This window comes from Streptomyces canarius, from assembly GCF_014650735.1.
Lineage (GTDB): Bacteria > Actinomycetota > Actinomycetes > Streptomycetales > Streptomycetaceae > Streptomyces > Streptomyces olivaceoviridis.
The window spans coordinates 148865-175830 of record NZ_BMVN01000002.1 but is presented as its reverse complement, the minus strand read 5'-3'; the positions used below and the strand labels follow the sequence as shown (position 1 = coordinate 175830).

The 26966-nt window shown below is 71.6% G+C and carries 23 protein-coding genes; 19 read left to right on the top strand and 4 right to left on the bottom strand.

The features are described from left to right. Positions 1-8: 8 nt before the first annotated feature. Positions 9-734, bottom strand: a complete 726-nt coding sequence (locus IE294_RS03220) for a 3'-5' exonuclease (RefSeq protein WP_189882078.1) — start codon at positions 732-734, stop codon at positions 9-11. Positions 735-902: 168 nt separating this feature from the next. Here IE294_RS03220 and IE294_RS03215 point away from each other — a divergent pair, with 168 nt between their 5' ends. The 4 genes from IE294_RS03215 (at position 903) to IE294_RS03200 (ending at position 5490) form a co-directional block, all read left to right on the top strand. Then, positions 903-1469, top strand: coding sequence for a DUF4365 domain-containing protein (locus IE294_RS03215; protein ID WP_189882076.1), 567 nt, complete (start codon positions 903-905; stop codon positions 1467-1469). Beyond that, the gene (locus IE294_RS03210; RefSeq protein WP_189882074.1) at positions 1466-2683 is read left to right on the top strand and encodes a hypothetical protein; all 1218 of its coding nucleotides are present in this window, start codon (positions 1466-1468) and stop codon (positions 2681-2683) included. Before IE294_RS03215 ends, IE294_RS03210 begins: the two co-directional genes overlap by 4 nt. Before the next feature lie 114 nt (positions 2684-2797). Continuing rightward, positions 2798-4774, top strand: a complete 1977-nt coding sequence (thrS, locus tag IE294_RS03205; RefSeq protein ID WP_189882072.1) for a threonine--tRNA ligase — start codon at positions 2798-2800, stop codon at positions 4772-4774. Positions 4775-4926: 152 nt separating this feature from the next. Then, positions 4927-5490, top strand: a complete 564-nt coding sequence (locus IE294_RS03200; protein WP_189882070.1) for an HIT family protein — start codon at positions 4927-4929, stop codon at positions 5488-5490. Between the two features lie 113 nt (positions 5491-5603). Here IE294_RS03200 and IE294_RS03195 read toward each other — a convergent pair whose 3' ends face one another. Both IE294_RS03195 and IE294_RS03190 read right to left on the bottom strand, forming a co-directional pair. Next, complete coding sequence (locus IE294_RS03195; protein ID WP_189882068.1) at positions 5604-7250, bottom strand: AbeC-like domain-containing protein; 1647 nt, start codon at positions 7248-7250, stop codon at positions 5604-5606. Positions 7251-7461: 211 nt separating this feature from the next. Then, positions 7462-9663: an elongation factor G-like protein EF-G2 gene (locus IE294_RS03190; RefSeq protein ID WP_189882066.1), complete on the bottom strand. Its 2202-nt coding sequence runs from the start codon at positions 9661-9663 to the stop codon at positions 7462-7464. Positions 9664-9970: 307 nt separating this feature from the next. On the opposite strand from IE294_RS03190, the gene pgsA reads away from it, so the two are divergent. The 15 genes from pgsA to IE294_RS03115 all read left to right on the top strand — a co-directional run bounded on the left by pgsA (position 9971) and on the right by IE294_RS03115 (position 25526). Next, positions 9971-10636, top strand: coding sequence for a phosphatidylinositol phosphate synthase (gene pgsA / locus IE294_RS03185; RefSeq protein ID WP_189882064.1), 666 nt, complete (start codon positions 9971-9973; stop codon positions 10634-10636). Next, on the top strand, positions 10633-11541 hold the full coding sequence (locus IE294_RS03180) for a phosphatidylinositol mannoside acyltransferase (protein WP_189882063.1): 909 nt from the start codon (positions 10633-10635) through the stop codon (positions 11539-11541). Before pgsA ends, IE294_RS03180 begins: the two co-directional genes overlap by 4 nt. After that, positions 11538-12701, top strand: a complete 1164-nt coding sequence (locus IE294_RS03175; protein WP_189882061.1) for a glycosyltransferase family 4 protein — start codon at positions 11538-11540, stop codon at positions 12699-12701. Before IE294_RS03180 ends, IE294_RS03175 begins: the two co-directional genes overlap by 4 nt. 347 nt (positions 12702-13048) lie before the next feature. After that, positions 13049-13591 carry a LemA family protein gene (locus IE294_RS03170; RefSeq protein WP_189882059.1) on the top strand — a complete coding sequence of 181 codons (543 nt, stop codon included), beginning with the start codon at positions 13049-13051 and terminating at the stop codon, positions 13589-13591. Positions 13592-13706: 115 nt separating this feature from the next. Then, positions 13707-14612 (top strand): pyridoxal 5'-phosphate synthase lyase subunit PdxS, encoded by a 906-nt coding sequence (gene pdxS, locus IE294_RS03165; protein WP_014671557.1) that lies wholly within the window; start codon positions 13707-13709, stop codon positions 14610-14612. Between the two features lie 13 nt (positions 14613-14625). After that, complete coding sequence (gene pdxT / locus IE294_RS03160) at positions 14626-15225, top strand: pyridoxal 5'-phosphate synthase glutaminase subunit PdxT (protein ID WP_189882057.1); 600 nt, start codon at positions 14626-14628, stop codon at positions 15223-15225. A 65-nt stretch (positions 15226-15290) separates the two neighbouring features. Beyond that, positions 15291-16043, top strand: coding sequence for a YebC/PmpR family DNA-binding transcriptional regulator (locus IE294_RS03155; protein ID WP_189814884.1), 753 nt, complete (start codon positions 15291-15293; stop codon positions 16041-16043). A 124-nt stretch (positions 16044-16167) separates the two neighbouring features. Continuing rightward, positions 16168-16707 carry a crossover junction endodeoxyribonuclease RuvC gene (gene ruvC / locus IE294_RS03150; protein ID WP_189814885.1) on the top strand — a complete coding sequence of 180 codons (540 nt, stop codon included), beginning with the start codon at positions 16168-16170 and terminating at the stop codon, positions 16705-16707. Next, positions 16704-17309 (top strand): Holliday junction branch migration protein RuvA, encoded by a 606-nt coding sequence (gene ruvA / locus IE294_RS03145; protein ID WP_189882055.1) that lies wholly within the window; start codon positions 16704-16706, stop codon positions 17307-17309. The genes ruvC and ruvA overlap by 4 nt, the downstream gene beginning before the upstream one ends. 25 nt (positions 17310-17334) lie before the next feature. Continuing rightward, a complete protein-coding gene (gene ruvB, locus IE294_RS03140) occupies positions 17335-18429 on the top strand; it encodes a Holliday junction branch migration DNA helicase RuvB (RefSeq protein ID WP_189882053.1) in 1095 nt (364 codons plus the stop codon). Between the two features lie 178 nt (positions 18430-18607). Next, complete coding sequence (gene yajC, locus IE294_RS03135) at positions 18608-19111, top strand: preprotein translocase subunit YajC (protein ID WP_189882052.1); 504 nt, start codon at positions 18608-18610, stop codon at positions 19109-19111. Positions 19112-19253: 142 nt separating this feature from the next. Further along, entirely contained in the window at positions 19254-21056 is a 1803-nt protein-coding gene (secD, locus tag IE294_RS03130) for a protein translocase subunit SecD (protein WP_189882049.1), read from the top strand. 3 nt (positions 21057-21059) lie between these two features. Beyond that, the gene (gene secF / locus IE294_RS03125) at positions 21060-22172 is read left to right on the top strand and encodes a protein translocase subunit SecF (protein WP_189882047.1); all 1113 of its coding nucleotides are present in this window, start codon (positions 21060-21062) and stop codon (positions 22170-22172) included. Beyond that, a complete protein-coding gene (locus IE294_RS03120; RefSeq protein ID WP_189882045.1) occupies positions 22169-22708 on the top strand; it encodes an adenine phosphoribosyltransferase in 540 nt (179 codons plus the stop codon). The genes secF and IE294_RS03120 overlap by 4 nt, the downstream gene beginning before the upstream one ends. Before the next feature lie 280 nt (positions 22709-22988). Beyond that, on the top strand, positions 22989-25526 hold the full coding sequence (locus IE294_RS03115; protein WP_189882043.1) for a RelA/SpoT family protein: 2538 nt from the start codon (positions 22989-22991) through the stop codon (positions 25524-25526). Positions 25527-25611: 85 nt separating this feature from the next. On the opposite strand, the gene IE294_RS03110 is transcribed toward IE294_RS03115, so the two are convergent. Beyond that, entirely contained in the window at positions 25612-26841 is a 1230-nt protein-coding gene (locus IE294_RS03110) for a DUF349 domain-containing protein (RefSeq protein WP_189882041.1), read from the bottom strand. Positions 26842-26966 lie beyond the last annotated feature (125 nt).

Here is a 26966-nt window from a genome sequence, read left to right as displayed (position 1 = left end):
CGGGCCCGTCACGCCGCCGCCGGCAGCTCGGGCCTGAGCGGCCACTCCGTGCTGACGACCTCCTCCGAGCCGCTGCGCGCGAACCACGCCTGCAACCCCCGTGCCTGCGCCGCGTGCCAGTTCGCCTGCAAGGTGTGCAGGTCGGCGGGGGACAGCCGCTCCAGCCGGGCCGCGAACCGGCGGCCCAGCGCCCGTACGACATCCATCGCGGCCAGTGCGTCCGCCGCCGCGTCATGCGCGTCCTGGAGGGTCACCCCGTAGTGCCCGCACAGGTCCGTCAGCGTGCGCCGGCCCTTGCGGTACCGGTCCAGGTGTTTGTCCAGCACCCGCGGGTCCAGCACCCTGAGCGGCACCGACTCGAACCAGCGGTCCAGCGACGACGCCCGGTGCCGGCGCAACTCCCGGTCCAGCAGCGTCAGATCGAACGGCGCGTTCATCACCACCAGCGGCCGGCCCAGCGCCGCGTGCTCGGCCAGCTGCTCGGCTATCTCGTACATCACCGGGGCCGGCCAGCGCCCGTTGTGCTGTACGTGCTCGTCCGTCAGCCCGTGCACCGCCGTCGCCGCCTCCGGCACCGGCACACCCGGGTTGACCAGCCACCGGGTGATCCGGGGCCGGGTCCCCGGCGCGTCCTGGACGACGACGGCGGCCGACACGATCCGGTCGGTCTCCACGTCCACGCCCGTCGTCTCCGTGTCGAAGGCGGCCAGCGGCCCCTCGTACCAGGTCGTCATCGCAACCCAACTCCTCGTTCACCGACGGCAGATGGCGTTCCGTCTTCTGCCCGTTTGGTGATACCCGGGCCGTTTGCGCCGTACGCCGGGAGGAGACAACAGGAGTACGGGTCTTTGCAGTTCAGCGGCCCACAGCGGGGAAACCCTTGCCTTGGAAGGCTGTTGGTCATGGCCATAGCGCAGCCCGAGCGGGGCGGGCTGCTGCCCGAACGTCCGGGCCACCTTCGCGGCTCGCTCGCCACCACCGCCTGCATGGAGACATTGCAGGTCGGCTATCTGCACGCGGTCGCCGCCGCGGCCGGCTGCTCGCTGTCCCAGCCCTTCCCGGACAACGGCATCGACTGGCACGTCAGCCACAGCGCGCCCGGACACACCGTCGACGACGAGGTCACGATCAAGGTGCAGCTGAAGGCCACCTACCAGATCGCGCCGAACCCTCCGGGGCGCTCCTTCTCCTTCACCCTCGACAACGACCACCTGCGCAAGCTCGCCCGCACCCCCGTCTCGGTGCACAAGATCCTGGTCGTCATGCTCGTACCGCGCTCCCAGGGCGACTGGCTGCGCGCCGGCCACGACCGCCTCGACCTGAGGCACTGCTGCTACTGGATCAACCTCGCCGGCCACCCCATCACCGGCCGGAACCGGACCACCGTGCGGATACCGACCTCGCGCATCTTCGACGACCGGGCGCTCTGCGAGATCATGACGCGGGTCGGGACGGGAGGCAGACCATGAGGAACCGTCCCTGTGACGAGCCGGTACGGCAGGTCCGGCCGCACCCCGACGACCTCCCCTGGGACCGGCCGCCCGAGCCCGCCGACGTCGACCCCGCCGTGCTCGGCGCCCTGCTGCGCCGGCACGGCTGGCAGCGGCGCGGCGGAGCACCCGGCCGGTACGGCCGCTGGACCCCGCCCGGCCCGGGCGGCGGCGGAACCAGCCTGCTCGTCCCCGAGAGCCGCGCCTTCCCCGACAGCGACGACCTGCTCGGCGAGGCCCTCGACGCCCTCGCCCGCAGCCACACCCCCTCCGCGCGCGAGGTCCTGATCTCCCTCGCCGTACCCAGTGACGAGGTCCGCTGGTGGCGCGACACCCCGGGCGGGCCCGCCGGCGCCGCCCCCTGGACCGCCGACGACGACCTGCGCGGCGCCGCCCGGCACCTGCTGCTCGCCGCCGCGCTCGCCACACGCGCGCGTGCCGGCTACTACGGCGCCCGGCACCGCCGCTCCGCCGCCGCCCTCCTGGACGACGTCCTCGTCGGCCCCGCCGCCGAGGGACGCACCCTCACCGCCTTCGTCCCCGTGACCGCCGGCCGCCCCCTCGCCGTCCGCCTCCACCAGGCCCTCCACGCCGCCCGCGAGGCCATCGACTACCGGCGGGCCACCGGTGGCATGGACGCCTTCGACGGCGCCGTCGAGGCCGGCGTCAGCCGGGAGCTCACCGAGGCGCTCGCCGCCCTCGTCCGCGGCACCGAGGGCGCCCGCGTCGCCGTCGCCTGGGCCCCCGGCACCGGCGTCCCCGCAGGCTGCGCCCCCTCCGCCGAACCCGTCGAGTTCTCACCCGGCGACCTGCCCGCGCTCCGCGAGGCCGCCGCCCGCTACCTCCGTGCCGAGCCCTCCGTCCCGGTCGGTGTCACCGGCGCCGTCGTCCGCATGCGCCGCTCCGGGCCCGGCGGCGCGGGCACCGTACGCCTGCGCGTCCTCGCCGGCGCCGACGTCCCGCACGTCCGCGTCACCCTCGACGAGGAGGACTACCGCATCGCCGGCCACGCCCACCTCGTCGGCCTTCCCGTCCGCGTGCACGGCCGGCTGGAGCGCCGGGGCGGCTTCCGCAGGCTCACCGGCGCCTCCGGCGTCGTACCCGTGCAGGTGGACGAGGCCGAGCGGGACCGGCTGCTGAAGTCCCTCCAGGAGAACCTCGACTTCTTCGAGGAGGCGTGCGGGGAAGCGTGAGGGAAGGGCGACCGAGGGTGACCGTTTCGCGGTCGGCGCCGTCGGGTCGGTACGATCGCCTGTGCGCGCGCTCCTGGTATGGCGCCGCACCCCACCTTCAGTCAGGAGAGACCGGTGTCAGACGTCCGTGTGATCATCCAACGCGATTCCGAGCGGGAAGAACGCGTGGTGACGACGGGCACTACGGCCGCCGACCTCTTCGCGGGCGAGCGCTCGATCATCGCCGCGCGCGTGGGCGGCGAGCTGAAGGACCTCACCCACGCCCTGTCCGACGGTGACGAGGTCGAGGGCGTCGAGATCTCGTCCGAGGACGGCCTGAACATCCTGCGCCACTCCACCGCGCACGTGATGGCGCAGGCCGTGCAGGAACTCTTCCCCGAGGCCAAGCTGGGCATCGGCCCGCCCGTCAAGGACGGCTTCTACTACGACTTCGACGTCGCGAAGCCGTTCACGCCCGAGGATCTCAAGGCCATCGAGAAGAAGATGCAGGAGATCCAGAAGCGCGGGCAGAAGTTCGCCCGCCGTGTCGTCACCGACGACGCCGCCCGCGAGGAGCTGGCGGGCGAGCCGTACAAGCTGGAGCTGATCGGCCTCAAGGGCTCGGCCTCGCACGACGACGGCGCGGACGTCGAGGTCGGCGCCGGCGAGCTGACGATCTACGACAACCTGGACGCCAAGACCGGCGAGCTGTGCTGGAAGGACCTGTGCCGCGGTCCGCACCTGCCCTCCACCCGGCTGATCCCGGCGTTCAAGCTGATGCGCAACGCGGCTGCCTACTGGCGCGGCAGCGAGAAGAACCCGATGCTCCAGCGCATCTACGGCACCGCCTGGCCGTCCAAGGACGAGTTGAAGGCGTACCTCGACTTCCTCGCCGAGGCCGAGAAGCGCGACCACCGCAAGCTCGGCTCCGAGCTGGACCTGTTCTCCATCCCCGAGCAGATCGGCTCCGGCCTCGCCGTCTTCCACCCCAAGGGCGGCATCGTCCGCCGGGTCATGGAGGACTACTCGCGGCGCCGCCACGAGGAAGAGGGCTACGAGTTCGTCTACACCCCGCACGCGACGAAGGGGAAGCTCTTCGAGACGTCCGGGCACCTGGACTGGTACGCCGAGGGCATGTACCCGCCCATGCAGCTGGACGAGGGCGTGGACTACTACCTCAAGCCCATGAACTGCCCGATGCACAACCTGATCTTCGACGCGCGCGGCCGGTCGTACCGCGAACTGCCGCTGCGCCTCTTCGAGTTCGGGACCGTGTACCGGTACGAGAAGTCGGGCGTCGTGCACGGCCTCACCCGGGCGCGGGGCTTCACGCAGGACGACGCGCACATCTACTGCACCCGTGAGCAGATGTCCGACGAGCTGGACAAGACGCTCACCTTCGTCCTCGGCCTGCTGCGCGACTACGGCCTGACCGACTTCTACCTGGAGCTGTCCACCAAGGACCCGGAGAAGTTCGTCGGCTCCGACGAGGTCTGGGAGGAGGCGACCGAGACCCTGCGCCAGGTCGCCGAGAAGCAGGGCCTGCCCCTCGTCCCCGACCCGGGCGGTGCCGCCTTCTACGGCCCGAAGATCTCCGTCCAGGCCAAGGACGCCATCGGCCGGACCTGGCAGATGTCGACCATCCAGCTCGACTTCAACCTGCCCGAGCGGTTCAACCTGGAGTACACGGGCCCGGACGGCTCCAAGCAGCGTCCGGTCATGATCCACCGCGCGCTGTTCGGCTCCATCGAGCGCTTCTTCGCCGTCCTGCTGGAGCACTACGCGGGTGCCTTCCCGGCGTGGCTGGCCCCGGTCCAGGCGATCGGCATCCCGATCGGCGACGCGCACGTGGAGTACCTGCACACGTTCGCGACCGCGGCCAGGAAGCGGGGGCTGCGCGTCGAGGTGGACTCCTCCTCGGACCGCATGCAGAAGAAGATCCGCAACGCCCAGAAGCAGAAGGTCCCCTTCATGGTCATCGCGGGCGACGAGGACATGTCGAACGGCTCGGTGTCCTTCCGCTACCGCGACGGCTCGCAGGAGAACGGCATCCCGTTCGACGAGGCCATCGCGAAGATCGCCAAGGTGGTCGAGGAGCGGACCCAGGTCTGAACCGCCTGAGCGGAAAGGCCCCCGGGACCACGGTCCCGGGGGCCTTCCCGTCTTCCCCGCGCCGCGTACGGCGGTCGTCGTCCACCGGCCAGGCTTGGCCGGGACGTGTCGGCCGGCCGCCCCGGCGACACGCCGGGAAGGGGTGAAGCCATATGCTGCCTAGCATGACGAGTGAGCCGGAGCAGCAGATCGGAGTGGGGACGCAGGACGCGTTCCAGCGCCTGTGGACGCCCCACCGGATGGCCTACATCCAGGGCGAGAACAAGCCGACCGGCCCCGGAGCCGACGACGGCTGCCCCTTCTGCTCGATTCCGGCCAAGTCGGACGAGGACGGGCTGATCGTCCGGCGCGGTGAGCATGTGTACGCGGTGCTCAACCTGTACCCGTACAACGGCGGCCACCTGATGACCGTGCCCTACCGCCATGTGGCCGACTACACGGAGCTGACCGGGCCGGAGACCGCCGAGCTGGCGGAGCTGACCAAGCAGGCGATGACCGCCCTGCGGACCGCGTCCGGCGCCCAGGGGTTCAACATCGGCATGAACCAGGGCGGGGTCGCGGGGGCCGGCATCGCCGCGCATCTGCACCAGCACATCGTCCCGCGCTGGGGCGGCGACACGAACTTCATGCCGGTCGTGGGTCACACGCGGGTGCTGCCGCAGCTCCTGGCGGACACCCGGAAGATGCTGGCGGAGGCGTGGCCGACGGGGGCGTGAGCCCGCCCGGCGGGTGAGGACGAGGCCGTCCTCGGCCGATGCGGGGATCTGGGGGGCCGCAGCCCCCGGAGTTCGAAGCCCCACGCACCCGCACCGGCCGAACCGCCGGAGCTCTACGCGTCGTAGACGTCGGCCTTCTTCGGCATCGGGTCCTGGACGTTGCCGCTGAGGAAGGCGGAGCGGGCACCGAACTTCTCCGTGTTCACGCCGTTCTCCTCCAGGAGCTTGATCGCGGCGGAGTGGACCACGCGCAGCACCGGTGTGGCCGCGCGCAGCGCGTCGTCGGCCATGAAGCGGTGGCGCCACGGCTGGTCGGCCCAGGCGTGCCGCAGGCCGAACGGCTCGGGCAGGCCGAGGGAGCCGCCGAGCCAGTTCAGCAGCGGCGGGTACCAGGTCAGCGGGGCGCGCACGGCGAGCCGTACCACCTCGTCGGTGGTGACCAGCGGGAGCTTGATCGTGCGGTTCTCCCAGGGCTTGAAGGACTTGGCGACCTCCTTGGTCGGCGCCTCCGGCTTGCCGGTGAACAGCGAGTTCACCGGTCCCAGCGCGTGCCCGGTGACCTCGATGCGCAGCGTCTCGTGCAGCACGGTGACGGTGATCAGCATGGTGATGACCAGCTGCCCGTCCCAGAGGGTCCACTGCACGCCCAGGTAGTGCCGGTCGCCGCTGCCGAACTGCTGCTTGTTGCAGATGTCCTGTATGGCGTGCGGCTTGACCTGGAAGGCCTCGACGTCGGTGCCCTCGGGCCGGGACACCGCCGTGGCCTTCTCGCCGATCGGGGTGACGATCCAGTGCCGTATCGACGGCTTGGGGAAGCCGCCGGTGTTCAGCGGGCCGCGCTCCAGGAGGGACAGTTGGTCGTGGATCGCGCGTACGACGTCCCAGCTGCGGAAGGGGTGGATCTCCCGGCCGGGGTCGGCGGGCACGAGGTCCTCGGCGAGCTGCCAGGCTCCCCAGCGGGTGCCCATGCCGAGTATGCCCTTGGGGCCGGCGTAGAAGACCGAGTTCGACTGCTGTTCGGCGCTCAGCCGGGCCAGTGACTGGCGCAGCGCCTCCGCGGCGGTCTGGCCGGGCCCGCGCGGCACGGCCTCCGGGACCTTGGCGCCGACGCTGGTGCCGGAGAGCAGGCCGTCCCAGCGGGCCCGCAGGTCCTTGGCGGTGCGCTCGCAGATCTGCTTGGCCCAGAACCAGCCGAGCACGGGGACGACCACGGCCGCGCGGGCGTACCAGGCCCAGAAGCCGGAGAACGGCATCTTGATCAGGAACAGCGCGGCGAGCAGACCGACGCCCAGCAGGAGTGCGGTGGCCAGTGTCCCGGCCCGCTTGTCGTCGCGCTTCGCGACGAGGGTGCGCAGCTGGAAGACGAGCAGCCAGCCGATCATTCCGGGCAGGAAGAGCAGACCGCAGACGACGGTGATGGTGGTCAGGCGGTTGTCGCGCTCCCGGCGGATGTTGTTGGCGGCCAGGGCGTGTTCCACGACGAACTGCGGTTCCAGGCCGAAGGACTGGATGAGGGGCTTGCGGCCGGGGGCGAGCATCCGGTCGACGAGGGCCCGGGAGAACGCCTCACCGAGATTGGGCCGGAACATCTTCATCCGGCCGGGCTTCACGGTCGACTGGTGCCACTCGTTGTCGGCCTTCTTGATCTCCTCGATCGGGCTGTCCCGGTACGCCGCGGAGGCCAGCGCGGAGGTCGCCGCCTGTCCCTCGTCGCCCGAGACGGGTACCTGGGGCCCGTCCCACTCCGTTCCAAACGACATTCCCGCCCCCATCGCCGCCGGTGCCGTTCCTGCGGCCTTCCCGACTTCCCTGCTCCGCACACCTGTTGGACCGGCCGTCGTGCCGACACCGGTCGGCTGCCGGCCGGTTGCCGCTCGACGACATCAGGTGATCAGCGTATCCGCCCGCACCGACAACGTGTGGGCGGACGGCCGAAGCCGCCCGCCCGTGCGCCGGTCGTGCGCCGGTGTACTACGCCTCGTCCCCGGCCTGTTCGCGGACGCGTTCGGCGATCTGCGGCGGCATCGGCTCGTGCCGGGCGTAACTCCGGTCGAAGCGGGCCGTGCCGTGCGAGAGCGAGCGCAGGTCGACGGCGTACCGCCCGATCTCGAACTCGGGCACCTCGGCGCGGATCAACGTCCGTCCCGTGCCCACCTGTTCGGTGCCGAGCAGCCGGCCGCGACGGCTGGAGAGGTCGCTCATCACGGCGCCCACGTAGTCGTCGCCGACCAGGACGGTCACCTCGGCGACCGGCTCCAGCAGATGGATCCTCGCGTCCGCCGCGGCCTCGCGCAGCGCGAGCGCGCCCGCCGTCTGGAAGGCGGCGTCGGAGGAGTCCACCGAGTGGGCCTTGCCGTCCACCAGCGTGACCCGCACGTCGACCAGGGGGTAGCCGGCGGCGACGCCCTTGGCGGCCTGGGCGCGCACGCCCTTCTCGACGGAGGGGACGAACTGGCGGGGCACCGCGCCGCCGACCACCTTGTCCACGAACTCGATGCCCGAGCCGCCCGGCAGCGGTTCGACCTCGATCTCGCAGATGGCGTACTGGCCGTGGCCGCCGGACTGCTTGACGTGCCGGCCGCGCCCGGCGGCCCGGGTCGCGAACGTCTCCCGGAGGGAGACCCGGTGCGCGACGACGTCGACCTGGACGCCGTAGCGGCTGCGCAGCCGTTCCAGGGCGACGTCGGCGTGGGCCTCGCCCAGACACCACAGCACGACCTGGTGGGTGTCCTGGTTCTGTTCCAGGCGCATGGTCGGGTCCTCGGCGACCAGCCGGGACAACCCCTGGGAGAGCTTGTCCTCGTCGGCCTTGCTGTGCGCGTGGATGGCGAGCGGCAGCAGCGGGTCGGGCATCTGCCAGGGCTCCATCAGGAGCGGGTCGTCCTTGGCGGAGAGGGTGTCGCCGGTCTCGGCGCGGCTGAGCTTGGCCACGCAGACCAGGTCGCCGGCGACGGCGTGGGTGACCGGGCGCTGCTGTTTGCCGAAGGGCATGGACAGGGCGCCGACCTTCTCGTCCACGTCGTGGTCCTCGTGCCCGCGGTCGGCGAGACCGTGCCCGGAGACGTGCACGGTCTGGTCCGGGCGCAGGGTGCCGGAGAAGACGCGGACCAGCGAGATCCGGCCGACGTACGGGTCGGAGGAGGTCTTGACGACCTCGGCGACCAGCGGGCCGTCCGTGTCGCACGGCTTCAGCTCGCGCGGCGCGCCGTCGATGGTGGTCACCCCGGGCAGCGGGTGCTCGAACGGCGTCGGGAAGCCGCGCGTGACCAGCTCCAGCAGTTCGACCGTGCCGAGGCCCTGCCTGGCGCCCTCGGCGGCGGGGGCGGCGGCCAGCACGGGGAAGAACGCACCACGTGCCACGGCCCGCTCCAGGTCCTCGATCAGCGTCTTGACCTCGACCTGCTCGCCGCCCAGATAGCGGTCCATGAGGGTCTCGTCCTCGCTCTCCGCGATGATCCCCTCGATGAGCCGGTTGCGGGCCTCCTCGATACCCGGAAGCTGGTCCTCGCCGGGCTCGGACTCCTTGCGCTCACCGGTCGAGTAGTCGAACAGCTTCTGCGACAGCAGTCCGACGAGCCCGGTCACGGGCGCGTGCCCGTCGGGGCCCTCGGGGCCGCGCAGCGGCAGGTACAGGGGCAGGACGGCGTCGGGGTCGTCACCGCCGAAGGCCTCCGCGCAGTTGCGCGTCATCTCCTCGAAGTCCGCGCGCGCGGCCTCCAGGTGCGTGATCACGATCGCGCGGGGCATGCCGACCGCCGCGCACTCCTCCCACACCATCCTGGTCGAGCCGTCCACGCCGTCGGAGGCCGAGACGACGAACAGGGCCGCGTCCGCCGCCCGCAGACCGGCCCGCAGCTCACCGACGAAGTCGGCGTAGCCCGGGGTGTCCAGCAGGTTGACCTTGATGCCGTCCCATGCGACGGGCACCAGGGAGAGCTGTACCGAGCGCTGCTGCCGGTGCTCGATGTCGTCGTGGTCGGAGACGGTGCCGCCGTCCTCGACGCGCCCCGCCCGGTTCACCGCCCCCGCGGTCAGCGCGAGGGCCTCCACGAGGGTCGTCTTTCCCGAGCCGGAGTGGCCGACCAGCACCACATTCCGTACGGACGCGGGTCGGTCGGCCGCCAGAGCCCTGCCGGCGGCTCCGGGGTGGTGTGTCTGTGCCTTGTCGCCCATGATCCTGCCTCCCGTGCACGGTGAGGGTGGGCGCGGACACGCGGGATCCGCGTGTGCGGCGGCTCCGGCGACGCCCGCGGTTATTCGAGCTTTCCACTCCCGTCACGCCGCGTCCATACGAGGGACCGTGAAGGGTGCGCAGGGTGCGCGCGGCACCGATCGCGTCACGCACGCCCCGCGCGCGACGGCACGCGCCGGTTCCCGGCGCGGCTGTGGGTGCCCGCCCGTCACGCACACGCGCGCGTGGCTACGATGGGCCAGCCGGCGGCCACCAGGGGCCGCGGCGACACCGAACGTCGGGAAGGCCATGCTGAACAAGTACGCGCGTGCATTCTTCACGCGTGTCCTCACACCGTTCGCCGCGTTTCTCATCCGCCGGGGCGTGAGCCCCGACACGGTCACGCTCATCGGCACGGCCGGGGTGGTCGCGGGGGCGCTGGTCTTCTACCCCAGGGGCGAGTTCTTCTGGGGCACGGTCGTGATCACTCTGTTCGTCTTCTCCGACCTGGTCGACGGCAACATGGCCCGTCAGCTGGGCCGCTCCAGCCGTTGGGGCGCCTTCCTGGACTCCACCCTGGACCGGGTCGCCGACGGAGCGATCTTCGGCGGCTTCGCCCTCTGGTACGCGGGCAACGGGAACGACAACGTGCTGTGCGCGGTGTCGATCTTCTGCCTCGCGAGCGGCCAGGTGGTGTCGTACACCAAGGCGCGCGGCGAGTCGATCGGGCTGCCGGTCGCCGTCAACGGGCTCGTCGAGCGTGCCGAGCGGCTGGTGATCTCGCTGGTCGCGGCCGGTTTCGCGGGCCTGCACAAGTTCGGCGTGCCGGGCATCCAGTGGCTGCTGCCCATCGCCCTGTGGGTCGTCGCCGTCGGCAGCCTGGTCACGCTGATCCAGCGGGTCGTCACCGTCCGCCGCGAGTCCGCCGAGGCGGAGGCGGCGGCCCGGCCGAACACCAGCGGGGCGACGCAGTGAGCGCCGCCGACCGGCTCACCGACACGCTCTACGGGCTGGGCTGGAGCACCGTCAAGAAGCTTCCCGAGCCGGTCGCGGTGCGCCTCGGCCGGACCATCGCCGACCTCGCCTGGAAGCAGCGCGGCAAGGGCGTCCAGCGGCTGGAGGCCAACTACGCGCGCGTGGTGCCGGGCGCCACGGCGGAGCGGCTGGCCGAGCTGTCCCGCGCGGGGATGCGCTCCTACCTGCGCTACTGGATGGAGTCCTTCCGGCTGCCGGCCTGGAGCGCCGAGCGCGTGCGGACGGGCTTCGACCCCAAGGACGTCCACCACCTGACCGACGGCCTCGCCGCCGGCCGGGGCGTGATACTCGCCCTGCCCCACCTGGCCAACTGGGACCTGGCCGGCGCCTGGGTCACCACGGAGCTGAAGACGCCGTTCACGACGGTCGCCGAGCGGCTGAAGCCCGAGACGCTGTACGACCGGTTCGTCGCCTACCGCGAGGGCCTCGGCATGGAGGTCCTGCCGCACAGCGGCGGCTCCGCCTTCGGCACCCTGGCCCGCAGGCTGCGCGACGGCGGCCTGGTCTGCCTGGTGGCCGACCGCGACCTGTCCGCCTCCGGCGTCGAGGTCGACTTCTTCGGCGACGCGGCCCGGATGCCGGCCGGACCCGCCCTGCTGGCCCAGCAGACCGGCGCGCTGCTGTTGCCCGTCACCCTCTGGTACGACGACTCGCCCGTCATGAAGGGCCGGGTGCATCCGGCGATCGAGGTCCCCGAGTCAGGCACCCGGGCCGAGAAGACGTCCGTCATGACACAGGCGCTGGCCGATGCCTTCGCCACCGGGATCGCCGACCACCCGGAGGACTGGCACATGCTCCAGCGGCTGTGGCTCGCCGACCTCGACCTCGCGAAGGGACCCGCGTGAGAATCGGGATCGTCTGCCCGTACTCCTGGGACGTGCCCGGTGGCGTCCAGTTCCACATCCGCGACCTCGCCGAGTACTTCCTCCGGCTCGGCCACGAGGTGTCCGTCCTCGCCCCGGCCGACGACGACACCCCGCTGCCGCCGTACGTCGTCTCCGCCGGCCGCGCGGTCCCGGTGCCGTACAACGGCTCGGTGGCCCGGCTGAACTTCGGCTTCCTGTCGGCCGCGCGGGTGCGGCGCTGGCTGCACGAGGGCGCCTTCGACGTGGTGCACATCCACGAGCCGACCTCGCCCTCGCTCGGCCTGCTGACCTGCTGGGCGGCGTCCGGCCCGATCGTGGCCACCTTCCACACCTCCAACCCGCGCTCGCGCGCCATGATCGCCGCCTACGCGATCCTCCAGGCCGCGCTGGAGAAGATCAGCGCGCGGATCGCGGTCAGCGAGTACGCCCGCCGCACCCTGGTCGAGCACCTCGGCGGGGACGCGGTGGTCATCCCCAACGGCGTCGACGTGGACTTCTTCGCCGAGGCGGAGCCCAAGCCGGAGTGGCAGGGCGACACCATCGGCTTCATCGGCCGCATCGACGAACCCCGCAAGGGCCTGCCGGTCCTGATGCGGGCTCTTCCGCGCATCCTCGCCGCCCGCCCCGGCACCCGGCTGCTGGTCGCCGGCCGCGGCGACGAGGAAGCGGCCGTCGAGGACCTGCCGAAGGAGCTGCGCTCCCGCGTCGAGTTCCTCGGCATGATCAGCGACGAGGACAAGGCGCGGCTGCTGCGCAGCGTCGACCTGTACGTCGCCCCCAACACCGGCGGGGAGAGCTTCGGCATCATCCTGGTCGAGGCGATGTCCGCGGGCGCCCCCGTGCTCGCCTCCGACCTGGACGCGTTCGTGCAGGTCCTCGACCAGGGCGAGGCCGGCGAGGTCTTCACCAACGAGGACGCCGACGCGCTGGCCGAGGCGGCCGTACGGCTGCTGGCGGACCCGGCCCGCCGGACCCGACTGAGCGAGCGCGGCAGCGCCCATGTACGGCGGTTCGACTGGTCCACGGTCGGCGCGGACATCCTGTCCGTCTACGAGACGGTGACGGCGGGCGCGGCGGCGGTGGCCGCGGACGAACGGACGACGGGCCTGAGGGCCCGCTTCGGGCTGGCACGGGACTGAGCCGGGGTCCTGCGGTTCCGGGTGGCCCAGGGCGCCAGCGGGCGTGGTTCGGGCTGGGCGGGAGGTGCGGGCGTCTTTCGGGTCGAGCCGGGGCGCGTGGGCGTGGTTCGGGCTGGGCGGGGGCGCGGGCGTCTGTCGGGTCGAGCCGGGACGCACGGGCGCCGTTCGGGCTGGGCTCAGACTGACGCGGCGCGGGACCGTACCGGCTTGCGTGGAGCCGGGGCGGGAGTGTGCGGGGCGGTGGGAGGGGCGCGGTCGTACGGGCCTGCCCGGGGCCGGTGCATGGCCGTGCCCGTGGGGCGGTACTGGCTCGTAGGGGCGGTCCGCGCAGCCGATAGCCTTCCGGCGTGACCGCAACCCTCATCTGGATCCTCGTCGCGCTCCTCGCCGTCGGCGTGTACCTCAGCTGGACGGCCGGGCGGCTGGACCGGCTGCACGTGCGGATGGACGCCGCCCGGGCCGCGCTCGACGCCCAGTTGCTGCGGCGGGCCTCCGTGGCGCAGGAACTGGCGACCTCGGGCGTGCTGGACCCGGCCGCCTCCATCGTGCTCTACGAGGCCGCGCACGCGGCCCGGCAGGCGGAGGAGGAGCAGCGGGAGGTCGCCGAGAGCGAGCTGAGCCAGGCGCTGCGCGCGGTCTTCGAGGACCCGGCGCAGGTGGAGGTCGTACGGGAGGCCCCCGGCGGCGAGGAGGCGGCCCGCGAGCTGGCCGAGGCCGTGCGCAGGGTGCCGATGGCCCGGCGCTTCCACAACGACGCCGTGGGGGCCGCCCGCAGACTCCGTGAGCACCGCAAGGTCCGCTGGTTCCGGCTGGCCGGCCACGCCCCCTTCCCGCTGGCCTTCGAGATGGACGACGAGCCGCCCGCGGCCCTGGTCGAGAGGGGCGCCTGACCGACAGGCGGACCAAAAGGATCCACCGGCTTGTCATTGGCCCTTGCTGTGGCCTGGTCCACTCACGTTTCCTCGTCGGTGCAGAAAACCCTCTTCCCCTTCAGTGAGGTCACCCGTGTCCACCATCGAGAACCAGGCTCCCGAGACCGGCACCGCCCGCGTGAAGCGCGGCATGGCCGAGCAGCTCAAGGGCGGCGTGATCATGGACGTCGTCACGCCGGAGCAGGCGAAGATCGCCGAGGACGCGGGCGCCGTCGCCGTCATGGCCCTGGAGCGGGTCCCGGCCGACATCCGCAAGGACGGCGGAGTGGCCCGCATGTCCGACCCGGACATGATCGAGGGCATCATCGACGCCGTCTCGATCCCGGTCATGGCCAAGTCCCGCATCGGCCACTTCGTCGAGGCCCAGGTGCTCCAGTCCCTCGGCGTCGACTACATCGACGAGTCCGAGGTGCTCACCCCGGCCGACGAGGTCAACCACTCCGACAAGTGGGCCTTCACCACCCCCTTCGTCTGCGGCGCCACCAACCTGGGCGAGGCCCTGCGCCGCATCGCCGAGGGCGCCGCGATGATCCGCTCCAAGGGCGAGGCCGGCACCGGCAACGTCGTCGAGGCCGTCCGCCACCTGCGCCAGATCAAGAACGAGATCGCCCGCCTGCGCGGCTTCGACAACCACGAGCTGTACGCCGCCGCCAAGGAGCTGCGCGCCCCGTACGAGCTGGTCAAGGAGGTCGCCGAGCTGGGCAAGCTCCCGGTGGTGCTGTTCTCCGCCGGTGGCGTGGCCACCCCGGCCGACGCCGCCCTGATGCGTCAGCTCGGCGCCGAGGGCGTCTTCGTCGGCTCCGGCATCTTCAAGTCCGGCGACCCGGCCAAGCGCGCCGCCGCCATCGTCAAGGCCACCACCTTCTACGACGACCCGAAGATCATCGCGGACGCCTCCCGCAACCTCGGCGAGGCCATGGTCGGCATCAACTGCGACACCCTCCCCGAGACCGAGCGCTACGCGAACCGCGGCTGGTAAGGCACTGGAACCCATGAACACCCCCGTCATAGGCGTCCTGGCCCTCCAGGGCGACGTACGGGAGCACCTCATCGCCCTGGCCGCGGCCGACGCCGTGGCCAGGCCGGTGCGGCGCCCCGAGGAACTCGCCGAGGTCGACGGCCTCGTCCTGCCCGGCGGCGAGTCCACCACCATCTCCAAGCTGGCCATCCTGTTCGGTGTGATGGAGCCCCTGCGCGCGCGTGTGCGCGCCGGCATGCCGGTCTACGGCACCTGCGCGGGCATGATCATGCTCGCCGACAAGATCCTCGACCCGCGCTCGGGCCAGGAGACCATCGGCGGCATCGACATGATCGTGCGCCGCAACGCCTTCGGACGTCAGAACGAGTCGTTCGAGGCCGCGGTCGCCGTCAAGGGCGTCCCGGGCGATCCTGTGGAGGGCGTCTTCATCCGCGCCCCGTGGGTGGAGTCCGTGGGCGCCGGGGCCGAGGTGCTCGCCGAGCACGACGGCCACATCGTCGCCGTACGCCAGGGCAGCGCGCTCGCCACGTCGTTCCACCCGGAACTGACGGGCGACCACCGCGTGCACTCCCTGTTCGTCGACATGGTGCGCGCGCACCGGACACCGGAGTAGGACGAGAGTCCTTGTAGGATCTCTGGCGTTCGTATCTGGATGGGTTACGCGAAGGAGACAGGCAGATGTCCGGCCACTCTAAATGGGCCACGACGAAGCACAAGAAGGCCGTGATCGACGCCAAGCGCGGCAAGCTCTTCGCGAAGCTCATCAAGAACGTCGAGGTCGCGGCGCGGATGGGCGGCGCGGACCCCGAGGGCAACCCGACGCTGTACGACGCCATCCAGAAGGCGAAGAAGTCGTCGGTTCCCAACAAGAACATCGACTCCGCGGTCAAGCGCGGCGCGGGCCTGGAGGCCGGCGGCGCCGACTACGAGACGATCATGTACGAGGGCTACGGCCCGAACGGCGTCGCGGTGCTCATCGAGTGCCTCACCGACAACCGCAACCGCGCCGCCTCCGAGGTCCGCGTCGCCATGACCCGCAACGGCGGCTCCATGGCCGACCCGGGCTCGGTGTCGTACCTGTTCAACCGCAAGGGCGTCGTCATCGTCCCCAAGGGCGAGCTGACCGAGGACGAGGTCCTCATGGCCGTCCTGGACGCCGGTGCCGAGGAGGTCAACGACCTCGGCGAGACCTTCGAGGTCCTCAGCGAGGCCACCGACCTGGTCGCGGTCCGCACCGCCCTCCAGGAGGCCGGCATCGACTACGACTCCGCCGAGGCCAACTTCGTCCCGACCATGCAGGTCGAACTGGACGAGGAGGGCGCGAAGAAGATCTTCAAGCTGATCGACGCGCTGGAGGACAGCGACGACGTGCAGAACGTCTTCGCGAACTTCGACGTGAGCGACGAGATCATGGAGAAGGTCGACGCGTAACGCCCACAGCTGGCTGACCGGGCCGACGGGACACCCCCGTCGGCCCGTCGCGTTGTACGGCGTTGTCAGTGGCACCCGATAGCCTGCACGAACAAGCGACGGGGTGACCGGAGGGAGGGCGCGCGTGCGCGTACTGGGGGTGGACCCCGGGCTGACCCGGTGCGGGGTCGGTGTCGTCGAAGGGGTCGCGGGCCGTCCGCTCACCATGGTCGGCGTCGGGGTCGTCCGGACCCCCGTGGACGCCGACCTCAGCCACCGGCTGCTCGCCGTGGAGCAGGGCATCGAGCAGTGGATGGACGAGCACCGCCCCGAGTTCGTCGCCGTGGAGCGCGTCTTCAGCCAGCACAACGTGCGCACGGTCATGGGCACCGCCCAGGCCAGCGCCGTCGCCATGCTGTGCGCCGCCCGGCGCGGCATCCCCGTCGCCCTGCACACCCCCAGCGAGGTCAAGGCCGCCGTCACCGGCACCGGGCGCGCCGACAAGGCACAGGTCGGAGCCATGGTGACCCGGCTGCTCCGGCTCGCCGCGCCGCCCAAGCCGGCCGACGCCGCCGACGCCCTCGCGCTCGCCATCTGCCACATCTGGCGGGCCCCGGCCCAGAACCGGCTCCAGCAGGCCGTCGCCCGGCACGCAGTCCACGCAACGAAAGGCCGTACGGCATGATCGCCTTCGTCAGCGGCACGGTCGCCGCGCTCGCCCCCGACGCCGCGGTCGTCGAGGTCGGCGGCGTCGGCATGGCCGTCCAGTGCACCCCGAACACGCTGTCGACCCTGCGGATCGGCCGGCCGGCCAGGCTGCACACCTCCCTCGTCGTCCGCGAGGACTCGCTCACCCTGTACGGCTTCGCCGACGACGACGAGCGCCAGGTCTTCGAACTGCTCCAGACCGCGAGCGGCGTCGGCCCGCGCCTGGCCCAGGCGATGCTCGCCGTGCACACCCCGGACGCGCTGCGCCGCGCGGTCGCCACCGGTGACGAGAAGGCCCTCACCGCCGTCCCCGGCATCGGCAAGAAGGGTGCCCAGAAGCTGCTGCTGGAGCTGAAGGACCGGCTCGGCGCGCCCGTCGGCGCCCCCGCCGTCGGCGCACCCGTCAGCCAGGGCTGGCGCGACCAGTTGCACGCGGCCCTGATCGGCCTGGGCTACGCCACCCGCGAGGCCGACGAGGCGGTCGCCGCCGTCACCCCGCAGGCCGAGGCCGCGGGCGGCACGCCCCAGGTCGGGCAGTTGCTCAAGGCCGCCCTACAGACCCTGAACCGCGCCCGCTGACCTGCGCCACCGCTAGGAGAACTTCGTGAACTGGGACGACACGACCGACGGTGCCGCCGAGGAGCGGTTCGTCGGGCCCGCCGAGGAGCGGCTGGTGGGCTCTGTCGCCGACCGGGAGGACCAGGCCGTCGAGGCCGCCCTGCGCCCCAAGGACCTCGGCGAGTTCATCGGCCAGGAGAAGGTCCGCGAGCAGCTCGACCTCGTCCTGCGCGCCGCACGCGCGCGCGGCGCCACCGCCGACCACGTGCTGCTCTCCGGCGCGCCGGGTCTCGGCAAGACCACCCTGTCGATGATCATCGCCGCGGAGATGGGCGCCCCGATCCGCATCACCTCCGGCCCCGCCATCCAGCACGCCGGCGACCTCGCCGCGATCCTCTCCTCCCTCCAGGAGGGCGAGGTCCTCTTCCTGGACGAGATCCACCGCATGTCCCGGCCCGCCGAGGAGATGCTGTACATGGCCATGGAGGACTTCCGCGTCGACGTCATCGTCGGCAAGGGCCCCGGCGCCACCGCGATCCCGCTGGAGCTGCCGCCGTTCACCCTGGTCGGCGCCACCACGCGCGCGGGCCTGCTCCCGCCCCCGCTGCGCGACCGCTTCGGCTTCACCGCGCACATGGAGTTCTACGAACCGCACGAGCTGGAGCGCGTCGTGCACCGCTCGGCGCACCTGCTGGACGTCGAGATCGAGCCGGCCGGCGCCGCGGAGATCGCCGGCCGCTCCCGGGGCACGCCCCGCATCGCCAACCGCCTGCTGCGCCGGGTCCGCGACTACGCGCAGGTCAAGGCCGACGGGCTGGTCACCCGCGACATCGCGGCCGCCGCCCTCGCCGTGTACGAGGTGGACGCGCGCGGCCTCGACCGGCTCGACCGCGCGGTCCTTCAGGCCCTGCTGAAGCTGTTCGGCGGCGGGCCGGTCGGCCTCTCGACCCTCGCCGTCGCGGTGGGGGAGGAGCGCGAGACCGTCGAGGAGGTCGCCGAACCGTTCCTGGTCCGCGAGGGCCTGCTCGCCCGCACCCCGCGCGGCCGGGTCGCCACGCCGGCGGCATGGTCGCATCTCGGCCTCACCCCACCGGGCTCGTCCGGTGCGGGAAACGGACAACAGGACCTGTTCGGGGCGTGATGGTCACCGCCCGGCGAGGGCAATGGCCCGGGCAGGAACCCAGGTGCCATGCTGAGCGTTGTTCCATGCGAGCGGACTCGCTTAGACTCCGCCGATGCCGCCCTTGTGGGTGGCGCCGACCACACCCCCATCCAACAGGCCGCTCACCCGCGCGGTCGCGCGAAGGAAATTCCGTCCCGTGAATGCCTATACCCTTCTCCCGTTCATCGTGCTCATCGCGGCGATGTTCCTGATGACGCGTTCGGCCAAGAAGAAGCAGCAGCAGGCCGCCCATATGCGGAACGAGATGCAGCCCGGCTCCGGTGTCCGCACGATCGGGGGTATGTACGCGACGGTCAAGGAGGTCAACGAGGACACCGTCCTCCTCGACGCCGGACCGGGCGTCGAACTCCTCTTCGCCAAGAACGCCATCGGCGCCGTCCTCACCGACGACGAGTACAACCGCATCGTCCACGGCATCGAGCACGACCTCAAGTCCGACGCCGGCCTCGTCCCGGACGACGCCTCCTCCCTCACCGAGACCGACGAGACCGACGGGTCTGCCGCCGCTGCCGCCGCCTCCGACGACAAGATCGACCTCGGTAAGAAGGACGCCGCCGAGGACGCCGACGCGGCCGGTGCCGCCGACGCCAAGGCAGAGGACGAGCCGAAGAAGACCGACGGCGACTCCGACGCGAAGTAGTCACGCCCCGGGAGGCGCGACGGCGGCATGATGGCGCCCCGCGCATCCCGGGCGCGTCTGTTTCCCGCACGGGAGCCCGACACCATGTCATGGCCGACCGCGCCGACGGGGCGCGGGGCGGCCCGAGAGGGAGTACGAGAAGGTGGCAGCACCTAAGAGGGGCCGAAGCGCGAGCGCCCAGAGCAAGCCAGGGCGCTCGCTGGCCCTCATCCTGATCGCCATCGTGGCGCTCACCGGGGGGATGTTCCTCTCCGGGCACACCACTCCGCGTCTCGGTATCGACCTCGCCGGTGGCACGAGCATCACGCTCAAGGCGAAGGCCGACCAGGGGTCCGCGATCAACAAGGCCAACATGGACACCGCGGTCGACATCATGAACCGCCGTGTCAACGGCCTCGGCGTCTCCGAGGCGGAGGTGCAGACCCAGGGGACCGACAACATCATCGTCAACATCCCCAAGGGCACCAACTCCAAGGAGGCCCAGGAGCAGGTCGGCACCACCGCCAAGCTGTACTTCCGGCCGGTTCTGGCCAGCGAGCCCAGCGGCGGCGCCGCGCAGAGCCCCTCGCCGAGCGCGTCCCCCAGCGGCGGCTCCTCGTCGAAGCCGAGCACGAGCCCGTCGTCCAGCGCCTCCTCGCCGCAGAAGGCCTCCTCGTCCGGCTCCTCGTCCGGCTCCGCGTCCCCCTCGGCCACGGCGACCTCCCAGGGCCGCGCCGTCACCGACGCGCTGAAGGCCGACTCCACCCCCTCGCCGAGCGCTTCCTCCTCCGGCAGCGGCAAGCCGTCGGCCACCCCCTCGGCCACCCCCAGCGGCGGCACGAACGCGAACTCCAAGCTCCAGGCCCAGTACGCGGCCCTGGACTGCGGCAAGGCCACCGACCGCGCCAACACCGGCGAGAACGCCAAGCCCAGTGACCCCACCGTGGCCTGCGGCAAGATCGACAAAGTCTGGTACAAGTACCTGCTCGGCCCCGCCGCCGTCGACGGCACCGAGGTGAAGAAGGCCCAGGCGGTCTTCGACACCCAGGGCGCCTCCGGCTGGCAGGTCCAGATGACCTTCACGGGCAGCGGTGCCAAGAAGTTCGCCGACATCACCGGCGAGCTGGCCAAGAACCAGCCCCCGCAGAACGAGTTCGGCATCGTCCTCGACGGCGAGGTCGTCTCCAGCCCGTACGTCAGCTCGGCCATCACCGGCGGCCAGGCGGAGATCTCCGGCAGCTTCAAGCAGGAGGAGGCGCAGAGCCTCGCCAACGTGCTGTCGTACGGCGCCCTGCCGCTGTCCTTCCAGGAGCAGTCCGTCACCACCGTCACCGCCGCGCTCGGCGGTGAGCAGCTGCACGCCGGTCTGCTCGCCGGCGCGATCGGTCTCGCGCTGGTCGTGATCTACCTGGTGGCCTACTACCGCGGCCTGTCCGTCGTGGCCATGGCCTCCCTGGTGGTCTCCGCGATCCTCACCTACGTGATCATGTCGCTGCTCGGCCCGGCCATCGGCTTCGCGCTGAACCTGCCCGCCGTCTGCGGTGCCATCGTCGCCATCGGTATCACCGCGGACTCGTTCATCGTGTACTTCGAACGCATCCGGGACGAGATCCGCGAGGGCCGTACGCTGCGTCCCGCCGTCGAGCGGGCCTGGCCGCGCGCCCGGCGCACCATCCTGGTCTCGGACTTCGTGTCGTTCCTGGCCGCCGCGGTGCTGTTCATCGTCACGGTCGGCAAGGTGCAGGGCTTCGCCTTCACCCTGGGCCTCACCACGCTGCTCGACGTGGTCGTCGTCTTCCTCTTCACCAAGCCGCTCATGACGCTCTTGGCCCGCCGCACGTTCTTCGCGAACGGCCACAAGTGGTCCGGACTCGACCCGAAGGGCCTCGGTGCCAAGCCGCCGCTGCGCCGCACCCGCCGTCCCGCCGGTCCCGCCGCCGGCCCCGTCGACCCGAAGGAGGCGTGAGCGATGTCGAAACTCGGCAACCTCGGCGCTCGACTGCACCGCGGCGAGATCTCGTACGACTTCGTCGGCAAGCGCAAGATCTGGTACGGCATCTCGATCCTGATCACCATCACGGCCATCGTCGGCCTGGCGGTGCGCGGCCTGAACCTGGGCATCGAGTTCCAGGGCGGCGCGGTCTTCACGACGCCCACGAGCATGAGCACGTCGGTGGCGAAGGCCGAGGAGTACGCCACGGAGGCCTCCGGCCACGAGGCGATCGTGCAGAAGCTCGGCAACGGCAGCCTGCGCATCCAGATCGCCGGCATCGACACCGGCCAGTCCGACAAGATCAAGCAGGAGCTGGCCAAGGACCTGAACCTCGACCCCGAGAAGCTCGCCGCCGACCTGGTCGGCCCGAGCTGGGGCGAGCAGATCGCCAACAAGGCCTGGGAGGGCCTGGCGATCTTCATGGTCCTCGTGGTGATCTACCTGGCGATCGCCTTCGAGTGGCGGATGGCCGTCGCGGCGCTGGTCGCGCTGATCCACGACATCACCATCACGACCGGTATCTACGCCCTGGTCGGCTTCGAGGTCACGCCCGGCACGGTCATCGGTCTGCTGACCATCCTCGGTTACTCGCTCTACGACACGGTCGTCGTCTTCGACAGCCTCAAGGAGCAGACGAAGGACATCACCAAGCAGACCCGGTTCACCTACAGCGAGATCGCCAACCGGTCGATCAACGGCACCCTGGTCCGCTCCATCAACACCACGGTCGTCGCCCTGCTGCCGGTCGCCGGTCTGCTCTTCATCGGCGGCGGCTTCCTCGGCGCGGGCACGCTCAACGACATCTCCCTGTCGCTGTTCGTCGGCCTCGCGGCCGGTGCCTACTCGTCGATCTTCATCGCCACGCCGCTCGTCGCCGACCTCAAGGAGCGCGAGCCCGCGATGAAGGCCCTCACCAAGCGGGTCCTGGCCAAGCGCGCCCAGGCCGGCGCGGAGGGGGACCTCGCCGCGGAGGCCCGGGCCGACGCCGGTGACGACGCCGACGACGCCGCTCCCGCCGTGGTGGGCCCGCGCGACCAGCCCGCCTCCCGCGGCCGGGGCCGCGGCCGGACCTCGGGGAAGCGCCGATGACCGACATCCAGGAGCTGCTGCTCAGCCGCATCCGTGACGTCGCCGACTACCCGGAGTCCGGGGTGATGTTCAAGGACATCACCCCGCTCCTGGCCGATCCGGCGGCCTTCACGGCGCTCACCGACGAGCTGGCCGAGATCGCCGCCAACACCGGCGCGACCAAGGTCGTCGGCCTGGAGGCCCGGGGCTTCATCCTCGGCGCCCCGGTCGCCGTCCGCGCCGGCCTCGGCTTCATCCCCGTCCGCAAGGCGGGCAAGCTGCCGGGGGCCACCCTGCGCCAGGCGTACGACCTGGAGTACGGCTCGGCGGAGATCGAGGTGCACGCGGAGGACCTGGTCACCGGCGACCGCGTGCTGATCGTGGACGACGTCCTGGCCACCGGCGGCACCGCCGAGGCCGCGATCCAGCTCATCCAGCGCGCGGGCGCCGAGGTCTCCGGCCTCGCGGTCCTGATGGAACTGGGCTTCCTGGACGGCCGCTCCCGCCTGGCGCCGGCCCTCGGCGGAGCCCCGCTGACGGCCCTCCTCCAGGTCTGACCGCTCACGTCCGACCGATCCGCACAGCGCGACGGCCGCCCCGGAGGACACCGGGGCGGCCGTCGTCGTACGGGCACCGCGGCGGCCGTCGCCGTACGGACACCCGCCGCACACCCGCGGATCCCCCCGAGGACACCTCCCGGAATCTCCCGGCGGCCCCCCGCGTTGCACGGATACACGGTCCTCACATCCGCCTCCAGGCGATGACCGGGCGCAGGATCGCTACCATGGGGTTTCCGGAGCCTGACCGGGGGACCCGGATCGCGCACGAGGAGTCCTCTTGCCAGACGAGGCCCAGCCACTGACCGCCGCCAAGCCCGAGCCCGCCTCGGCCCCCGCGGCGAAGCCCGCGCCGAACGCTTCCCAGGTGAAGAACGACACCCGCGGGACGGTCCAGCGCGCCCAGTCCGCGCCCGTCGAGAAGAGCGCCGAGTCCTCGCGCCCCAAGCCCGCCCCGCCCGAGCGCCCGGCGCAGCCGCCCGTGGTCCGCCAGCCGGTCACGCCGCCCACCCGCACCGGCTCCTCCAACCGCGTCCGGGCCCGCCTCGCCCGCCTCGGCGTCCAGCGCGCGAACCCGTACAACCCGGTCCTGGAGCCGCTGCTGCGGATAGTGCGCAGCAACGACCCCAAGATCGAGAACTCCACGCTGCGCCAGATCGAGCGCGCCTACCAGGTCGCCGAGCGCTGGCACCGCGGCCAGAAGCGCAAGAGCGGCGACCCGTACATCACGCACCCGCTCGCGGTCACCACCATCCTCGCCGAGCTGGGCATGGACCCGGCCACGCTGATGGCCGGGCTGCTGCACGACACCGTCGAGGACACCGAGTACGGGCTGGAGGACCTGCGCCGCGACTTCGGCGACGTCGTGGCCCTGCTCGTCGACGGCGTCACCAAGCTGGACAAGGTCAAGTTCGGCGAGGCCGCGCAGGCCGAGACCGTGCGCAAGATGGTCGTCGCCATGGCCAAGGACCCGCGCGTCCTGGTCATCAAGCTCGCCGACCGCCTGCACAACATGCGCACCATGCGCTACCTCAAGCGCGAGAAGCAGGAGAAGAAGGCGCGCGAGACGCTGGAGATCTACGCGCCGCTCGCCCACCGCCTGGGCATGAACACCATCAAGTGGGAGCTGGAGGACCTCGCGTTCGCGATCCTCTACCCCAAGATGTACGACGAGATCGTGCGGCTGGTGGCCGAGCGGGCACCGAAGCGAGACGAATATCTGGCCATAGTGACCGACGAGGTCCAGGCCGACCTGCGTGCCGCCCGCATCAAGGCGACCGTCACCGGCCGCCCGAAGCACTACTACAGCGTCTACCAGAAGATGATCGTGCGGGGCCGCGACTTCGCCGAGATCTACGACCTGGTGGGCATCCGCGTCCTCGTCGACACGGTCCGCGACTGCTACGCCGCCCTCGGCACGGTGCACGCGCGATGGAACCCGGTCCCCGGCCGGTTCAAGGACTACATCGCGATGCCCAAGTTCAACATGTACCAGTCGCTGCACACGACGGTCATCGGCCCCAACGGCAAGCCGGTCGAGCTCCAGATCCGCACCTTCGACATGCACCGCCGCGCCGAGTACGGCATCGCCGCGCACTGGAAGTACAAGCAGGAGGCCGTCGCCGGCGCCTCCAAGATCCGCACCGACGCGCCGAAGACGTCCGCCAAGGACAAGGACGCCATCAACGACATGGCGTGGCTGCGACAGCTCCTCGACTGGCAGAAGGAGACCGAGGACCCCAGCGAGTTCCTGGAGTCCCTGCGCTTCGACCTGTCCCGCAACGAGGTCTTCGTCTTCACCCCCAAGGGCGACGTCATCGCGCTGCCGGCCGGTGCCACCCCGGTGGACTTCGCGTACGCCGTCCACACCGAGGTCGGCCACCGCACCATAGGGGCGCGGGTCAACGGCCGCCTCGTACCGCTCGAATCCACCCTGGACAACGGCGACCTGGTGGAGGTCTTCACCTCCAAGGCGGCCGGCGCCGGCCCGTCCCGGGACTGGCTCGGCTTCGTCAAGTCGCCCCGGGCGCGCAACAAGATCCGTGCCTGGTTCTCCAAGGAGCGCCGGGACGAGGCGATCGAGCACGGCAAGGACGCCATCGTGCGGGCCATGCGCAAGCAGAACCTGCCGATCCAGCGGATCCTCACCGGCGACTCCCTGGTCACGCTCGCGCACGAGATGCGCTACTCGGACATCTCCGCGCTGTACGCGGCGATCGGCGAGGGCCATGTCTCCGCACAGAACATCGTGCAGAAGCTCGTCCAGGCCCTCGGCGGCGAGGAGGCCGCCACCGAGGAGATCGACGAGACGGTCCCGCCGTCCCGCACCCGCGGCCGCAAGCGCCGCTCCAGCGCCGATCCGGGCGTCGTCGTCAAGGGCGTCGAGGACGTGTGGGTCAAGCTGGCCCGCTGCTGTACGCCCGTGCCCGGCGACCCGATCATCGGCTTCGTCACGCGCGGCAGCGGCGTGTCGGTTCACCGCAGCGACTGCGTCAACGTGGACTCCCTGTCCCGTGAGCCCGAGCGCATCCTGGACGTCGAGTGGGCGCCCACCCAGTCCTCGGTCTTCCTGGTCGCCATCCAGGTCGAGGCGCTGGATCGCTCCCGGCTGCTCTCGGACGTCACCCGGGTCCTGTCCGACCAGCACGTCAACATCCTGTCGGCGGCCGTCCAGACGTCCCGCGACCGCGTGGCCACCTCCCGCTTCACCTTCGAGATGGGCGACCCGAAGCACCTCGGCCACGTCCTCAAGGCCGTCCGGGGCGTGGAGGGCGTCTACGACGTCTACCGCGTGACATCGGGCCGCAGCCGCTCGTAGGACGGCTCCGGCTCCCCACGAGCCCCCGCACAGGGAAGGGCCCCGTACGCTCGTACGGGGCCCTCTGCGGTGCGCGGCGGGGGATTCAGCCGCCGAACTCCTGCAAGCCCTTCAGCGCCTGGTCCAGGAGCGCCTGACGGCCCTCCAGTTCCTTCTCCAGCTTGTCGGCCCTGGCGTTGTTGCCCTGGGCGCGCGCCTGCTCGATCTGCGCCTTCAGCTTGTCCACGGCGGCCTGGAGCTGACCGGTCAGACCCTCCGCACGCGCGCGTGCCTCCGGGTTCGTCCGGCGCCACTCGGCCTCCTCGGCCTCCTGGATCGCCCGCTCGACGGCGTGCATCCGGCCCTCGACCTTCGGCCGCGCGTCCCTCGGGACGTGACCGATGGCCTCCCAGCGCTCGTTGACCGAGCGGAAGGCGGCCCGCGCGGCCTTCAGATCGGTGATCGGCAGGAGCTTCTCGGCCTCCTCGGCCAGCTCCTCCTTCAGCTTCAGGTTCTCCGACTGCTCCGCGTCCCGCTCGGCGAAGACCGAGCTACGGGCGGCGAAGAACACGTCCTGAGCGCCGCGGAAGCGGTTCCACAGGTCGTCCTCGTGCTCGCGCTGGGCGCGGCCCGCGGCCTTCCACTCCGCCATCAGCTCGCGGTACCGGGCGGCCGTGGGACCCCAGTCCGTCGAGTCCGACAGCGCCTCGGCCTCGGCGACCAGCCGCTCCTTGGTCCGGCGGGCCTCCTCGCGCTGCGCGTCCAGCTGCGCGAAGTGGGCCTTGCGGCGCTTGGAGAACGCCGACCGGGCGTGCGAGAAGCGGTGCCACAGCTCGTCGTCGGACTTGCGGTCAAGGCGCGGCAGCCCCTTCCACGTGTCCACCAGCGCCCGCAGCCGCTCGCCGGCGGCCCGCCACTGGTCGGACTGCGCCAGCCGCTCGGCCTCGACGACCAGGTCCTCCTTGGCCTTGCGGGCCTCGTCGGACTGCCGGGCCCGCTGCTGCTTGCGCTCCTCGCGGCGCGCCTCGACGGTCGCGACCAGCTTGTCCAGCCGCCCCCGCAGCGCCTCCAGGTCGCCGACCGCGTGGTGCGCGTCCACCTGCTCGCGCAGGTGGTCGATGGCGGCCTGGGCGTCCTTCGCCGACAGGTCGGTGGTCCGCACTCGCTTTTCGAGGAGGCCGATCTCGACAACCAGGCCCTCGTACTTGCGCTCGAAGTAGGCCAGCGCCTCCTCGGGGGAGCCGGCCTGCCAGGAACCGACGACCTGCTCGCCGTCGGCCGTACGCACGTACACGGTCCCCGTCTCGTCGACGCGGCCCCACGGGTCGCTGCTCACAGCGCCTCCTCCACATGATGCCTGCGAGGGGCCTCAGCGCCCCCGGGCATCGTCCACAGTTTCGTCACGGCCAACATAGGCGACCAGCGGGTTGCCTGTCCGCATCCAGCGCGACCGAAATTCGG